12 protein-coding genes are annotated in these 15,656 nt (G+C 58.8%); 4 read left to right on the top strand and 8 right to left on the bottom strand.

Going from position 1 to position 15,656, the window contains the following annotated elements; genetic code table 11:
* Window positions 1-232: 232 nt before the first annotated feature.
* The gene (locus TU84_RS19505) at window positions 233-1,114 is read right to left on the bottom strand and encodes a LysR family transcriptional regulator (RefSeq protein ID WP_048371962.1); all 882 of its coding nucleotides are present in this window, start codon (window positions 1,112-1,114) and stop codon (window positions 233-235) included.
* Between the two features lie 121 nt (window positions 1,115-1,235).
* Between TU84_RS19505 and TU84_RS19500 the strand changes: the two genes are divergently transcribed.
* Both TU84_RS19500 and TU84_RS19495 read left to right on the top strand, forming a co-directional pair.
* Window positions 1,236-1,799 (top strand): serine hydrolase, encoded by a 564-nt coding sequence (locus tag TU84_RS19500; RefSeq protein ID WP_053225272.1) that lies wholly within the window; start codon window positions 1,236-1,238, stop codon window positions 1,797-1,799.
* Window positions 1,796-2,953: an MFS transporter gene (locus tag TU84_RS19495; RefSeq protein ID WP_048371960.1), complete on the top strand. Its 1,158-nt coding sequence runs from the start codon at window positions 1,796-1,798 to the stop codon at window positions 2,951-2,953. Before TU84_RS19500 ends, TU84_RS19495 begins: the two co-directional genes overlap by 4 nt.
* Before the next feature lie 108 nt (window positions 2,954-3,061).
* Here TU84_RS19495 and TU84_RS19490 read toward each other — a convergent pair whose 3' ends face one another.
* From TU84_RS19490 to TU84_RS19470, 5 genes are read right to left on the bottom strand one after another with little or no spacing between them, the layout of a single operon-like run.
* A complete protein-coding gene (locus tag TU84_RS19490) occupies window positions 3,062-3,832 on the bottom strand; it encodes an ABC transporter ATP-binding protein (RefSeq protein WP_048371958.1) in 771 nt (256 codons plus the stop codon).
* Complete coding sequence (locus TU84_RS19485) at window positions 3,829-4,890, bottom strand: FecCD family ABC transporter permease (RefSeq protein ID WP_048371955.1); 1,062 nt, start codon at window positions 4,888-4,890, stop codon at window positions 3,829-3,831. Before TU84_RS19485 ends, TU84_RS19490 begins: the two co-directional genes overlap by 4 nt.
* Window positions 4,887-5,981 (bottom strand): ABC transporter substrate-binding protein, encoded by a 1,095-nt coding sequence (locus tag TU84_RS19480; protein WP_048371953.1) that lies wholly within the window; start codon window positions 5,979-5,981, stop codon window positions 4,887-4,889. Before TU84_RS19480 ends, TU84_RS19485 begins: the two co-directional genes overlap by 4 nt.
* A 47-nt stretch (window positions 5,982-6,028) precedes the next feature.
* Window positions 6,029-6,709 (bottom strand): Fe2+-dependent dioxygenase, encoded by a 681-nt coding sequence (locus TU84_RS19475; RefSeq protein ID WP_048371951.1) that lies wholly within the window; start codon window positions 6,707-6,709, stop codon window positions 6,029-6,031.
* Window positions 6,710-6,733: 24 nt separating this feature from the next.
* Window positions 6,734-9,112, bottom strand: a complete 2,379-nt coding sequence (locus TU84_RS19470) for a TonB-dependent receptor (protein ID WP_048371949.1) — start codon at window positions 9,110-9,112, stop codon at window positions 6,734-6,736.
* A 189-nt stretch (window positions 9,113-9,301) separates the two neighbouring features.
* Here TU84_RS19470 and TU84_RS19465 point away from each other — a divergent pair, with 189 nt between their 5' ends.
* Together TU84_RS19465 and TU84_RS19460 are read left to right on the top strand one after the other, a co-directional pair.
* On the top strand, window positions 9,302-10,012 hold the full coding sequence (locus tag TU84_RS19465) for a response regulator (protein ID WP_048371947.1): 711 nt from the start codon (window positions 9,302-9,304) through the stop codon (window positions 10,010-10,012).
* A complete protein-coding gene (locus TU84_RS19460; protein ID WP_048371945.1) occupies window positions 10,009-11,397 on the top strand; it encodes an ATP-binding protein in 1,389 nt (462 codons plus the stop codon). Before TU84_RS19465 ends, TU84_RS19460 begins: the two co-directional genes overlap by 4 nt.
* Window positions 11,398-11,529: 132 nt before the next feature.
* Here the strand turns inward: TU84_RS19460 and mtlD are convergent, their stop codons facing one another.
* Window positions 11,530-13,656 carry a bifunctional mannitol-1-phosphate dehydrogenase/phosphatase gene (gene mtlD / locus TU84_RS19455; protein WP_048371943.1) on the bottom strand — a complete coding sequence of 709 codons (2,127 nt, stop codon included), beginning with the start codon at window positions 13,654-13,656 and terminating at the stop codon, window positions 11,530-11,532.
* A 566-nt stretch (window positions 13,657-14,222) separates the two neighbouring features.
* On the bottom strand, window positions 14,223-15,188 hold the full coding sequence (locus tag TU84_RS19450; protein WP_228393034.1) for an alpha/beta fold hydrolase: 966 nt from the start codon (window positions 15,186-15,188) through the stop codon (window positions 14,223-14,225).
* Window positions 15,189-15,656: the final 468 nt, after the last annotated feature.

Here is a 15,656-nt window from a genome sequence, read left to right as displayed (position 1 = left end):
GGAGCTGCCCCGTCTTCAACGCCGCGCTGTCGCGCAGCAAACAGGCCACTGTAGTCGCTGACGAGGTACGAAGGCTGCGATCGGCCAGCGTGGTTTAACGGGGCCTCTTAGATCAAGATCACAAGTCAGATCAAGATCAAAAGATCGCGAGACAAGCTCGCTCCTTCAGGGCCTTTAGAATCAATAACTTATTCTGTTTTTTGATAAGAGGGGCCGCAGCCTGCGACCTTTATCAATCTATCCGCGCACAGAGAAAATCCACCAGCGCCCGCACCTTGGGCGACGGGTGTTTGCTCGCGGGCCAGAGCACATAAAACACCCCGCGGTGCTCCACATAATTTTCCAGAATCAGTTGCAGGCGGCCATCGGCCAAGGGCTCGCGAATGGCGAATTCCGGCAGATAAGTGACGCCCAATCCTTGCAGCGCAAAACACACGCGGGTTTCGACGTTGTTGCAGATCATCGAGGTGGGCAGTTGCAATTCGGGCTCGCCAGGGGCTTGGCGCAACGCCCATGTTTCGAGCTTGCCGCTATTGGGCCAGCGATAGTGCATGCAGGTGTGCTGCAACAGATCAGCCGGGACCTGTGGCGTACCCCGCAGTGCCAAATAATCGGGCGACGCCACCACCTGCATAGCAAACGAGCCCAGGCGACGGGCCGACAATCTTGAATCGACGGGATTGCCAATGCGCACCACGGCATCAAAACCTTCTTCGATCACGTCAACCCTGCGGTCAGTAAAATCCAGGTCCAGCTCAATCTCGGGGTAGGCGCGCATAAATTCGCCGAGCACCGGCAACACCAGCGCGCTGACCATCGGCAGGCTCACCCGCAGGCGCCCGCGCGGTGCAGCAGAAGCTTGCGACAGTTCCTGCTGGGCGGCTTCGATCTCAGCGAGGATGCGTCGGCTGCGCTCCAGAAACAACGCACCTTCCGCGGTCAACGTCACGCTGCGGGTGCTGCGATGAAAAAGCCGCACACCGAGCTTTTCTTCGAGCCGCGCCACGCTTTTACCGACTGCCGAGGCTGACACCCCCAACAGTCGCCCCGCCGCCACGAAGCTGCGGGTTTCAGCGACCTGAACAAAGACCACGAAGCCATTCAGGCTGTCCATTGCATCCCTCGTCGTTTGATTGCGGACAGTAAAGTCCGCACATCAAGGAACTGTATCCAGCTTTTTCTTTAATCTCGACCTTTCTATTGTCAGGCCACGACTTATTAGCCCAGGAGTGACCATGACCGCTTTCACCTATCCCCTGCCCCAAGGCGTCACTTCGGCGCAGCAATCTGAACCTATCCAGGCCGTTGTCCAGGAGGCGCTGGATGACCAACGGCTGTATGCCCGGGCGGGCGTCTCCTACGGCATGGGCGCTTCGAGCATCAGCCTGGAAGAAAACTTGCGCCGCATTGCCAGCGTGCCATTGCTGTTTGAGCCAGGTACTCAATGGCGCTATTCGCTGCCCACCGATATCCTCGGTGCCTTGGTTGCGCGCATTCAAGGGGTGCCGCTGGACGACGCTATCAAGCAATTGGTGACAGGGCCATTGGGCATGCTCGAAACCGGTTTTACCGCACATGCCCCACAGCGAGTAGCCGCCGCCTACGTCAATGGCCAACCACCGCATCGACTTGGCGAGGGTGAATGTGTGCCAGTGGTTGAAGGCACCGCAGGCATTGATTACAGCCCTGAGCTCATCTTCGATGCGGGCGCTTTCCCTTCAGCAGGCGCTGGCATGTCCGGGCGCTTCGTCAGCGATCTGCGCGATGCGGTCTACGGTGGTCTGGCGGTGCGTCCATGAGCCGCAGCGCAAGCCAGGCTGATACTGAGCGCCTGCCATTGGCCCCGCTGCTGGCACTGGCCATGACCGCTTTTATCATCATCCTCACCGAAGCCTTGCCCGCCGGGCTGCTACCACAAATGGCCGAAGGCCTGGCTGTTTCCGAGGCGTGGGTGGGCCAGACCGTGACGATCTACGCCATCGGCTCGCTGTTGGCAGCCATTCCGTTGACTACCGCCACGCAGGGCATGCGCCGGCGCCCATTGCTGTTGATCGCGATTGCCGGTTTTGTGGTGGCTAACACCGTGACGACGCTGTCTACCAGTTATGCGCTGACAATGCTGGCGCGCTTTCTTGCAGGCATGTCGGCGGGGTTATTGTGGGCATTGCTGGCGGGTTATGCCGCACGCATGGTGCCGCCCCATCAACAAGGTCGGGCGATTGCAGTAGCAATGGTCGGCACCCCGCTGGCCCTGTCGCTGGGTGTTCCGGCGGGCACGTTCCTGGGGGCGTTGGTGGGTTGGCGTATCTGCTTCGCGATCATGAGCGGGCTGGCCGTACTGCTGATGTTCTGGGTGCGCTTGCAAGTGCCGGATTTTGCCGGGCATACATCAGAAAAGCGCCTGCCGTTGCGTCAGGTATTCCAGTTACCCGGCGTACGCTCGGTGCTGTTGGTGGTGCTGGCTTTTGTCCTGGCGCACAACATTCTCTATACCTACATCGCGCCGTACTTGGGCGCGGCAGGCATGGCCGGGCGTACGGGCTTGGTGCTGTTGGTGTTTGGCTTGACGTCCCTGCTGGGCATTTGGCTTATCGGTGTCTTGATCGATCGTCATCTGCGCATGCTGACACTCACCAGCGTTGCCGTTTTTGCCCTTGCAGCCCTGGCATTGGGCCTTGCAGGCAAGGTGCCGGGCATTGTTTACCTGGCGGTGGGCGCTTGGGGTTTGGCCTTCGGTGGCGCCGCCACCCTGTTTCAAACCGCCATGGCCAAGGCGGCTGCCCCCGCGACAGACGTCGCCCAATCAATGCTGGTAACCGCCTGGAATACCGCCATTGCAGGCGGCGGGATTCTCGGCGGCGTATTGCTGGAGCAACTGGGTGTCAGCGCCTTCGCCCCGGTGGTGCTGGTGCTATTGGTGGCGAGCTTTTGGGTGGTGTTGAAGAGCAGATAACTACCCTGAAAACTGTAGGAGCGAGCTTGTCTCGCGATCTTTTAAAAGATCAAAAGATCGCGAGACAAGCTCGCTCCTACAGGGCCTTTAAAATCAATAAGTTACTTATTAGACAGGGCAATCCACCAATACTTGCAGGGTCTGTTGCGAGCAGCGCTCGACCCGTGCCTTTACGCCGTATACATCGGCAAACAGTTGCGGGGTCAGTACATCCTCTGCTGCACCAAAGCCCATGATTTGCCCGTCACGCAACACCGCAATAGCGTCGGCATAACGCGCCGCCAGGCTGATGTCGTGCATCACGATCACCGCGATCAATTGATGCTGGCGAACCATGTCGCGCACGCACTCCATCACCCGCAGCTGGTAGCTCAGGTCCAGCGCGCTGGTAGGCTCATCCAGCAGCATGACGCTCGGACGACGCGCAATCAGTTGCCCCAGGCTGACCAGTTGCCGCTGCCCGCCCGAGAGCGCATTGAGCATGCGATCCGCCAGGTGTTCGATGCCAATGCGCTGCAAGGCGGCATAGGCCTGTTCCAGGTAATCACCACCGCTGCCACCGACACGCAAGGCCGCCATGACGCTTTCGATCACGCTGAGCCCCAGCCCCGGCGGCAGGTGTTGCGGCATGTAAGTGATGAGTCGCGCTCGCTCCGATACCGACATCGTCGTCAGTTGCCGGGCTTGCAAGCTGACCGTGCCCTGCAAGCGTTCAAGCCCCGCCAGGCCGCGTAGCAACGTGGATTTTCCGGCACCATTGGGCCCGATCAACGCGGTGAGAGTGCCGGGTTGCAGCTCGGGCAATGACGCATCTGCAATCACTACACGACGGCCATAAGTCACCTGGGCATGGCTGATCACTAAGCCTTGAGCACTCATAGCTGCCGACCCCGCTTGAACACCAGCGCCACAAAAATCGGCACGCCCACCAAAGCGGTGACAATGCCGACCGGCACGATCACCCCCGGCATGATGATTTTGCTGACCACCGAGGACAGTGACAGCAACAGCGCCCCCACCAGCGCGCTGGCCGGGAACAGAAAGCGCTGGTCTTCACCAATCAAAATGCGCGCAATGTGCGGGCCCACCAGACCGATAAAGCCAATGGTGCCGACAAAGGCCACCGCCGTCGCCGACAGCAAGCTGATGCGCAGCAGCGAGAAAAACCGCAGCCGGCGCACGTCAACGCCAAAACTTTGCGCGCGATCCTCACCCATGCGCAACAAAGTCATGCGCGAAGACGCCTGCAGCGAAAACGGCATGATCAGCGCCAGCACCACGGCGAGAATGCTCAACTTGTCCCAATTGGCCCGCGCGACGCTGCCCAGGCTCCAGAACACCAGCTGTTGCAGCACATCTTCGGTGGCCAGCAACTGCAACAGCGCCACCAAAGCGTTACAACTGAACACCAGGGCAATGCCGAACAGCACCAGGGTTTCTACCCCGGCGCCTCTTAATCGCGACATGCCATGCAGCAAAAACATCGAGCCGCAGGCAAACACGAAGGCGGACAACGCTACGATCGAATCGCGGCTCAACAAGGCGCTGCTGACCGGAAATACAATGATCAGCGAGGCGCCCAACGCCGCCGCCGACGACACCCCGAGGGTAAAGGGGCTGGCCAGCGGGTTATTGAGGATGGCCTGCATTTCTGCACCGGCCAGTGACAGAGCTGCGCCCACCAGCACCGCCATCAGCGCGTAAGGCAAGCGCACATTCCAGATGATCACCCGGTCGGTCACAGCCAGGTTTTGCGGGTGCAACAGGCCGTCGACCAAAGCCCCAAGGGTCATCCCCGAGGAGCCGGTCGACAAATCGAGCAACACCGCCGCGACCAAAGCAATGCCGATGCCCACTAACAAGCCAACCCGTCGCGCCAACAGACGCCGGTAGCCGTGGCTGGCAGCGGCCACGGCGGGGTTCAGGTGCGCGGTCATTTCTGTTCACTGATCCAGTATTGGCCTGCCAGTGGCATGCCGAGGAACTGCTGGTTGATTTGCTCCAGCGTGTGCTGCGGGTCAAGGGAGGCGAATTTCTCGGGGTGAATCCACTTGGCCATGGCCTCGATCGCCAGGATGTTGTACGGCGAGTTGTAGAAGTCATGCCACAAGCCATGCACATTGCCTTCGCGTATCGCTCGCAGTTGGGCAAACTCAGGGCGGCTCAACACCTGCTTGAGCGACGCCTGGGCCGTGGCCTGGTCAATGCCTGCGCCCATCATCACGCCCGGTTTTTGATTGCCGGTAAGGATGTAAATGTCCGGATCAGCCTTGAGCGCGTATTCAACACTGATATCGCCCAGTGCGCCGGGCACCACGCCAGCGGCAATATTGCGCCCGCCCACCAGGTTGATCAGTTCGCCCATGCCGCCTTTGCCCGTGGTATGCCCCGGGTTGGCCCAGACCCCGGCCAGCAGTTCAAGAAACACGCTTGGGCGTTTGCTGTCGTCAATAACACCCAAAGTTTCGGTAATGTGGTCAATGTGCTGCTGGTAGAAATCCAGGAAAGCTTGAGCTTGCGCTTCACGCCCCAATGCCTTGCCCAATGCGGTCATGCTGTCATGGGTGCCCTGTACCGGGTTGACCCGAAAATCCACAAACAGCACCGGGATGCCTGCTTTTTCGAGGATATCGGCCACCGGGCTGTGCTCGGTCGGGCCATGCCCGGAGATGCTGAACACCGCCAGGTCCGGCTTTAGCGAGAGGATTTCCTCGGCGCTGACGCTCTGTTCCGAAGCCTGGCCAATCAGCGGAATGTCTTTGACCTCGGGAAACTTCGCCACGTAAGCGGCGTAGGTATTAGGGTCAAGTTTGCGCAGGTCGTTCTGCCAGCCCACGACGCGCTTAAAAGGCTGATCGCGGTCAAGAATGGCCAGCGTCGAAATCAATCGACCCTCGCCCAGCACCACCCGCTGCACATGCTCAGGCACGTCAACCACCCGACCCAACACGTCGGTGACGTCTTTGGCCCAGGCCGACGACACCATGCCGAACCCGCCAACAACTAACACCACCAGCAATGACCACATGCGTGAAAACGATTTGGACACGATTAATCTCCCACTAAATGAAGGGCTCACACGTCGCTCCAGCGACGCAAGAGGTTGTGGTACACGCCGCTGAGTTGCAGCAACGACTCGTCGTCGGCCTGTTGTGCGTTCAGGCGCTGAATGGCTACATCCATGTCGAGTAACAGGCTGCGCTGGCTGTCTTCGCGGACCAGGCTTTCGATCCAGAAAAATGCCGCCACCCGCTCGCCACGAGTGACGGGATTAACCTTGTGCACGCTGGTGCCGGGGTACAGCACCAGATGCCCGGCCGGTAACTTGACGCTGCGCTCGCCAAAGGTGTCGCGGATCACCAGTTCGCCGCCGTCGTAGGTCTGCGGGTCGGTCAAAAACAAGGTGGCGGACAGGTCGGTGCGCACCCGTTCGCGCACACCTTTGATGCCGCGAATGGCGTTGTCGATATGAAAGCCGAACGCTTCGCCACCGCTGTAACGATTGAACAAGGGCGGATAAATCCGCTTGGGCAGCGCCGCCGACATAAACAGCGCGTTCTCGGACAACCGCGCGAGGATGCGCTGGCCAAACAACACACCCAGCGCCGAATCTTCGTTCAATTGGCGGTTGAACTTGTCACGGGCCGAGCGCTGCCCGGCCGTGACTTTGCCATCCACCCACGGTTCAGCCAGCAACCGCGTGCGCATCTCGTCCACTTCGTCGGCGGTGAAGACGTTGGCAATGTCGATCAGCATGCGCGGCTCCCGCGCCCGCCAGGCTTAAAAGTCATAGTCGATGCTGGCGGTCAGCGTGCGCCCGGCACCCGGTACGCCATACAGCTGGAAACCATCCAGCGAGGCGCCGATACGGCTGAAATAAAAGGTGTTGAACAGGTTGTCGACATTGAGGTTGACCGTGGTCTGACGGTTGACCTTGTACTGCGCCGCTACGTAGTGCACCCAGTAGCCCGGCGCCTTTTCTTTGTCGCGGGTGTAGATCGGCAGCACCCCGGACGGGCCGTCGGCGTTGCTGCTGTTATTGTTCAGCCCGCCCACGTATTTGTTGTCGGTGTAACGGCGACGCCCGACATAGTTGGCACCGTAGCTGAAGCTCAGATCGTCGGTGAAGGCATAGGTGGTCCAGAGATTGGCGGTCAGGTCGGGAACGTTCTTGGCCTCTTCACCTTTGTTGACGCCCTTGGTCTGATCGCTTTTAAGCGCCGAGAAACCACTGTAGGCCGTCCAGCGCTCGGTAATGTTGCCTTGCAGGCCCAACTCGACGCCGTCGACCCGTTTGGCAGGCAGTGCGCGCACCGGCGAAGCATCGCCTTCGGTGTATTCCCAGGAGTTTTCCAGCTCGGTACGGAAAATCGCCGCCGTCACGCTGATGCCTTTATCCAGCAAGTCCCACTTGGTGCCGAGTTCATAGGTTTTCGATTGGGCAGGCTTGTAGCTGCTGGTGCTCGCCGCGCCATAGATCTGGTTGTTGGTCGAAGCGCCCACCGCCGAGGGCTGCGCCGATTGGCTGTAAGACGCGTAAATAGTGCCGTTTGGCTGAGGTTTGAAGACCACCCCGGCACGGCCGCTCCAGGCGCCCGAGGTGTCTTTGATATCCGCCTGGCCGCTCTGGGTGGTTTCGGCGGTCCAGTGGTCGTAGCGCAGCGAGCCCATTACTTGCCACCACTGATTGAGGGTCAGGGTGTCGGCCGCATACAGCCCGGCGTTGTCGATACTGGAGCGCGGTTCGTTAAAGCCTTTGGTGGTGTAGACCGTATCAAAGCTGTGTTGCGGGTCGCCCATGTCGAACGTCATGTTCGCCGCCGGGACCTTGGCATTGCGGTGCAGGCCACCGTAGGTTTCGTGGTACAGATCAAGCCCGGTCACGGCCTTGTGGCTGATGAAGCCGGTGTCGAAGGCAAAGCTGAGGTCGGTCTGGTTGTCGAGGATGGTGTAGCGCTTGGACAGGCCGAAATCGCTGCCGCGCAACACGCCGTTGGCGGTGCTGCCGTTGTTGGTGTAATCGGTGTACACCTTGACCCCGTTGACCGTCGACACAGGGCCCACGCCGACATAACCCAGGGTGGCGCAACGGCTGCCGGTGCAGGTCTTGGAGCCATCCGGGTTGGCAGAAAAAAACCGTGCCGGGGACAAGACCGCAAAGTTGTCAGTCTGCTGCCAGCGCACCTGGTTGGTCAGCAAGGCACCGTTGTCAAAGTCATGTTCCAGCTTCCCGGTCAGCGAGGTGGTCTCGGTCTGTTGGGTGTACAGACTGGAGTCGCCGTACCAATTGTTGCGTTTGACACCGGGCATGCGTTTGCCATCGGTACCGCGCAAAATCGGCAAGCCGCCGTCGGGGGTGTTGTCGTCCTTTTGATAGAAGAAATCAAGGTAAGCACGGGTCGGTGTCGACAAGCCCAGGGCCAGCGAGGTGGCAATGCCCCAGCGATCGTAATCGACGTCATCACGGTCGGCCACCTGGCTTTCATGCTTCATCAGGTTGATGCGCACGGCGCTGGTGTCGGTCAGTTCCTGGTTGATGTCGGCGGTCACCCGGCGGTAACCGTCGGTGCCGACACCGGCAGAGATGCGGTTGGCATCGCCCAAATGGGCTTCCTTGCTCACCAGGTTGACGCTGCCGCCCACCGCTGAAATGCCCGACTCAATCGCGCCGGTGCCTTTAAAGACTTCAGCCTGTTGCAGGTTAAAAGTGTCATTGCGACTCGACATGCCCGCATCGCGCACGCCATCGACCGTCAGGCTTTGCTCGGACGAAAACCCGCGTATAGAAAACAGGTCGCCCCAGCCCAGGTTGCCCTCCCCTGACATAAAGGTGATGCCCGGTACGTTGCGCAGAATGTCTTGCAGGCTCTGCGCGTTTTGTTCCTTGAGCACTTGCTGGGGCACGATGGTGATACTTTGCGGGGCGTCCAGCAGCGGCGTCATGACTTTGCGCGAGGACACTTCGTCCACCTTGAACGGTGAATCGTAGCTACCCTGAACGCTCAAGGCAGGCAAGGTCAGGGCAGCGTCAGCTTGCTCGGCAGCACGGGTTGGCACGCTGAAGACTCCGAGCGCCATCACTCCGATAAAGGGCGCCAGCGTCCCGTTCAAGGCATAAGGGGTATTGCGAACAACAGCCGCATCGGGTGACGATGGCATCGGACCTTCCTTAATTACAATGACTCGCATTTAGATTCGCCATTCTAAAGAGGGTCATTGCCGGCAATTGTTCGACTTTGTATTGGCGGCGCATGAAAATCGCCGCCACAACATTTCATTACATTTCGCTGGCCTCGCCATCGCAAAATCCGCTATTGCACATCTTTCCCAAAGCCCAGACGAGTTCACATGTCCAAGCTAGATCACGTATTAATCGTCGATGACGACCCCGAAATCCGCCAACTGCTGGCCGAGTACCTGCGCGATGCCGGCTATCAGACGTCAACGGCTTGTGACGGCAAGGAGATGCATCGCCGCCTGGAGATGAACGTCATTGACCTGATCGTGCTCGACCTGATGCTGCCCGGCGAAGACGGCCTCAGCCTGTGCCGCACGTTACGGGTGACCTCCAATATTCCGGTGATCATGCTCACCGCACGCGGCAGCCTGATCGACCGGATCGTCGGCCTGGAGATTGGCGCGGATGATTACCTGCCCAAACCGTTCGATCCGCGAGAATTGCTGGTGCGAATCAAGGTGGTCTTGCGCCGGGCGCAGAGTTTTCCGGAGCGGGCACGGGTCGACGAAGCGCCCTATGTGAACTTCGACGGCTGGCGCCTCGACACCCGCGCGCGGCAAGTGCTGTCCCCCGAAGGGCTGGTGATCAGCCTCGGCAATTCTGACTACCGCGTGCTGCGCTTATTGTTACAGCACCCTAACCGCCCGCTGAGCCGGGATTTTTTGCTTAATCATGTGTTCGAGAAAGACAGCACGCCCTTCGACCGCTCGATTGATGTGTGCGTTAGCCGCCTGCGCCAGCAACTGACACCCGAGCTGATCAAAACCGTGCGCAACGAAGGCTACATGCTGACCTCGAGCAAGGTGACCTACGAATCATGAAGCTGATACCGCGCACGCTTTATGGGCGACTGGTGATCATTCTGGTGGCCGGTATGCTCGGCGCCCAGGTGGCCACCAGCAGCATCTGGTATGACGTGCGTCACAGCCAGGTGCTGGAGATCCCGACCCGGCTGATTGCCAGCCGCCTGGCCGATATCGTGCGGGTGTCAGCGTCCAGCCCCGAGAACACCGAGCTGTTGCTGAGCAACTTGAATACGCCTGACTTTCAGTTGACCGAGCGCGATGCGCCCCTCCCCGCCAGCGCGCGGCTGTCGACTCAGGATCAAGCGACTGAAGACCTGCTGAAAAACCTGATCAATGAAAAAACCGCCACTCGCACACCGCTGCGCTTGCTCAACTTGACCCTGCTCGATCAACAGGGCCAAAAAGCCGGGATCAACAGCTTGTTCGGCTCCAGCCCGGTCGCTGGCCAATACGCCCTTGAACTACAACTGCCCAACGGGCGCTGGCTGCAGGTGCAGGCCAAAGAAGACCAAGGCTGGACCAGCCTGTCCCCGGCCGATGTGATGCTCGACTACTTTTGGCGAATCTACCTGGTGCGCATCATCGTGCTGGTGATCATCGCCCTGTTTGCCGTGCGCCTGGCCATCCGGCCGTTAAACCAACTGGCTCAGGCCGCCCAGGCGCTGGGTAACGATATTCGCCGCAAACCACTGGAAATCGAAGGGCCGGTAGAAGTCCGCCGCGCCGCCGAGGCCTTCAACCTGATGCAACAGCGCCTGCTGCACAGCCTGGCCGAGCGCACACGTTTTTTGGCGGCGGTGTCCCATGACCTGCGCTCGCCAATTACCCGCCTGCGCCTGCGCACCGAAATGCTTGATGACGAGCAACAAAAGCAGCGTTTTCGCAAAGACCTCACCGATATGGAGGGGTTGGTGTCGACCACTCTGGAGTTTGTCAGCAGTGGTGAAATCAACGAAGCCCGGCAGAACATCGACATCAACGCCTTGTTGCAGAGCTTGCAGGCTGACCTGCAAGACATTGGCGAGCACATCACCCTCACAGGCCGCGCCAAACACCCGGTGTCGGGTTATGCCCGCAGCCTCAAGCGGTGTGTGCAAAACCTGTTGGAAAATGCCGTGCGCTACGCCCGTGACGTGCAGGTGATCGTCGATGAGCAACCTGAGCATTTAGTCATTACCGTGCGCGACAGCGGCCCAGGTATTGCGCCCGAGCAACTGACTCAAGTGCTGGAGCCCTTTTATCGCCTCGACACTTCGCGCAACAGCAGCACCGGCGGCTACGGCCTGGGTTTGAGCATTGCCCAGACCGTAGCAACGGCCCATGGCGGCACGTTGGTGCTGCGTAACCGCCCCGAAGGCGGGCTGGATGCCGTATTGACGTTAAAGATCTGTAGTCGCTGACGAGCGGAGCGAGGCTGCGATCGAGGACGCAGTCGTCGTAAATGCGGGCAATGCGGTGTCTCAGGCATACCCTGTCATGGGATTTTACGGCTGCTGCGCAACCGATCGCAGCCTCGCTTCGTTCCTCAGCGACTACAAGCCACAGACGGCAGGCAGTTGTTCGTGTAATCGAGCAAACTGCTTGCTAATGGATTTCACCAACGCAGCATCTGCCACCGGGTCCAGCCCAGGATAAGCTTTGCCGTTGTAGGGGCCGCTGTAGGTCAGTACGTCTTCAATGTTCCCCGACGCTTCATACACGCTGCGGATCAACTGGCTTTCCGGGTCTTTGCTGTCGGCGCAATACACTGCGTAATGCAACGCCAGTGCGCTGCCAAACTCCAGGGCGCTGCTGTCAATGCCGTGCTTTCTGGCCAGATCAATGCTGCGAAAAATACGTTCGTTGCGCTGCAGTTTACGTAACGGATCACGCCCGACGCGGGCACACGGGTCTTTGAACGAGGTGTTGCAGCGCTCCAAAAAGGTTTTCGAAAAATCTGCCACCGCCTCGGCCATCTGCGGGTATTCAGCCACCAGTGCCGGGCCAACCTCTTGGTGAATCAAACGCTCAGCCAGAGCGCTGACCCGCGCATCGCCCATGCCCTGCCCCAACACGTTGTAACCCAGCACACTGGCGTACCAGGCAATGATCGCGTGCGGGCCGTTCCACAGCAGGTTTTTCATGACCTGGGTCTGGCTGATGTCTTCCACGGTTTTGACCTGACGCAAACGCTCCAGCAGATTACTGCTGCGCTCTGCGTACAGCGGCATGTCCGACTCGCTGTTAAACAAAATCAGGTGCAACTGGCTGAGGGCGTAGCTCGACTGGGCAAAGGGCCGAAAACGTGCGATCAAACGCTCGTACTCTGGCGCAGGCACTTTAGGCGAAGTTTTACGGGGCAATGGCTGCTCATCCAGGCTGTTCTGGAAAATCTTCGACTTGATGCGCAACTGCCGCACCAGTGCGTCGTTGGAAATCTTCGAGACGATGCGACTGACCACCGTTTCTGCAAAATGGGTGTTATCAAGAATTTTTTGCGTAATCTCCGGCGACACTAGCTGAGCCAGCTGGGTTTTCACGTGACGCCTTACAAAATCGGCCCCGCCCACTTTATTCAATACCGTCAAAATCGTCAGTTCACGCCCGCGTCGCTCGTAGCGGCGGATCAATCCCTTGGCAATCACGTGCGCCTGATTGCGAATGGCCGTTTCGGGCAGGCTCAGCCCGATGATTTCCGCCACGTCGTACATGCGGATCACAGCTTCGGCGTCGTCCAGGTCGATCATGGTCAGGTTATCGATGGTCTGGTCGAATGACGTCGCGCCATAGCGCACGCTGTAGCGGCCAAATGCCTGGATGGTGTCGCGCAACATCCGCGAGCGGGTCGCGGCAATGATTTCACACGGCCGGGTATAGCCATCCCAGTGAGAGAAAATCTGCGTCAGGTAGCCGCCGCCCATGGCGCCAAAACCATGAATCCCGACGCTGAACTGGTTGAACGCCTGCGGGAAGCTCTCGGTCAGCTCCGGCGTGCCCAGGTCGGGCATGCAGTCGTTCAAGTCAGCCAAAAACTCGTGCATGTTCTGATAAGCCTTCAAAGCGCCGGCCTTGACCTCGGGCGCGGGGGCTTTGATGTCTTCGATGAGAATCGGCTGGCCTTCGGCGCGGATCGCCGAGAGCAAACCATTTTCGGAGTCTTCCAGCATCAGGCAATGCGGCGCCAGGCAATTCAGCGCACTGGCTGCGGTCAGGAAAATCTCTGGATGTGGCTTGCCTTGGGTCACTTCGTCACCGCACACCGTGACATCGAAATACTTCAGGACATTAGCGTTGATCAGGTATTCCTCGGCAATCGCACGCCGACTGGAGGTGGCAACGGCCATGGTCAGGCCGTATTTGCGCAGGCGTTCCAGCACTTCGAGCAAGCCATCCTTGATCGGTACGCCATGGTCACGCACATAGGCCAGTTCCAGCTCATCCGCGCGCTTGCGCACTTGGGCATAGGGGAAGTCTTCGCCATGATTGGCCTTGGCCAGCGCTTCGGCCTTTTTCGCGCTCAAGCCTAATGACCCAATAAGAGTTTCTTCACTCAGCGGCGTGCCGTGAAGCTCAACGGCAGCTTGCTTGAGGGTTTTGAAACGCAGGCGTTCGGTGTCAAACATGGTGCCATCCATATCAAAGATGGCGCTCAAGATTCTCTTGCCCTGGAAATAGATCATGGGGGTGTCGTTCCTTGTACTGCGAGCGCTTGGCCGCCTGTTTCTGGATGGCCAGCAAAGCGCTGATGGAGACCTGAAACCACTGTCCAGTAGACGCAGCAGGTCAACAATGAAAGGTTCAGATAAAAAGCCGGGCAGCCGTACTCGCCGTTAAAAACGTGCGGTAAACGCGCCGGTTAGGCGAACGATCAGAAAAAATCAGGCGGAGGGATGTAACAGTGGCGCCAGTTGGCGCTGCTCCCTGAAAAACAGGGTTTGAGGTGGGGTAAAGCGAGGTTTGCCAGGAGGCGGGAGAGACACCCTGCGGTTGCGCGAACGCAGCCTTTTAGATGAGGCCCACATTGCGCAATCAGGGTGGCGAAATGTGAGCCGAACTGGCGATGGATACGTGTGCTTCCGTCCATAAGTGTTTGTCATTTCCTGTAAAACTATTGAATACCTTTTTAGCTATAACGCAGGTAAGCGCTCTAAATCAAGGTTTGATACGCAGATAAACCCGCCGTAGTCGCTGCCGAAGGCTGCGATCTTTTGATTTTTTGTCACAAGATCGCAGCCAATAACAGCGCCTACAGACTGTTCAAACGCTCTATCAGCACCCGATTAAACCCCGCCGGATCTTCCATTTGTGGCGCATGGCCCATGCCGGGGAACTCGACCAGTTGCGCGCCCGGAATCAGCTTGGCCGCTTGTTTACCCAAGACCTTGTAATGCCCGATTCTGGCCTTGACCTCGGGCGGTGCTATATCACTGCCGATGGCTGTGGTGTCGGCATCACCGATCAGCAACAACGTCGGCACTTTCAGGTTGGGCAATTCATAGAACACCGGCTGGGTAAAGATCATGTCGTAGATCAACGCCGAGTTCCACGCCACCCGCTTGTGCCCGGGCCCTTTGTTCAAGCCGGCCAGCATATCGACCCAGCGGTCGTACTCAGGCTTCCACTGCCCTGCATAGTAGGTGTTCTGTTCGTAGGTACGAATCCCTTTGGCATCCAGCTTCAATTCGCGCTCGTACCATTGGTCAACGCTGCGCCATGGCACGCCCAGGGCCTTCCAGTCTTCCAGACCGATGGGGTTGACCAGCACCAGCTTCTCGGTCTGCGGCGCGTACATCAGCGCGTAACGCGTGGCGAGCATACCGCCGGTGGAGTGGCCGATCACATCGGCTTTATCGATGCCAAGGCTGGCCAGTAAAGCATGGGTGTTGGCTGACAACTGTTGAAAACTGTACTGGTAGTCTGCCGGTTTAGTTGAGCTGCAAAAACCAATCTGGTCCGGCGCCACCACCCGATAACCCGCATCGCTCAAGGCCTTGATACTGTCACCCCAGGTCGCCGCACAGAAGTTTTTGCCATGCAGCAACACGGCCGTGTGGCCATTGGCAGTGCCGGTCGGCGCTACATCCATATAGCCCATCTGTAGCGCTTGGCCCTGAGAGTGGAAGGCAAAGTGATGCAGCGGGTACGGGTATTGAAAACCTTGCAGCTCCTCACCGTAGCTTGGCGTCGAGGGTTCGGACGCCGCATTGGCCATTAACGGTAAAGCGCAGGCGACCAACAGACATGCGGATGAGCGCTTGATAAATGACATAGTGGTTCCTTAATGGGGCTGGGGCCAGACGCAACGCTGAAAGAAGCAACGCGCACTCGTCAACGGCACTGGAGCGTCACACCGGGCGATTAAACCAGAGTTAATGCGTCATTCGACTTTTGATTCGCACCCCTAAGTCAGGCAAGCAAAACGCCTTTATCTGTAACAAGAAGCGATATCTCCTAGCCTGCAAAGGGCCCGGTCTGGCTGCCTACACCTGAGTGCCTTGATAGCTTCGAGGTGGCCAAAGGATTGTCCATTTGGCCCTAAGGAGTAGCCTTGCAATGAATCGCCCCTAGTTTCGTAGACACCTCCAAGCCTTAAAATGAGGCCCATTAGGAGGTGCCATGAGCAACCAGCGATATCCCGAAGAATTCAAAATCCAGGCGGTCAAACAAGTGACCGAAAAGA

This window comes from Pseudomonas helleri (assembly GCF_001043025.1).
GTDB lineage: Bacteria > Pseudomonadota > Gammaproteobacteria > Pseudomonadales > Pseudomonadaceae > Aquipseudomonas > Aquipseudomonas helleri.
This window is presented reverse-complemented; position numbering and strand designations above follow the sequence as displayed.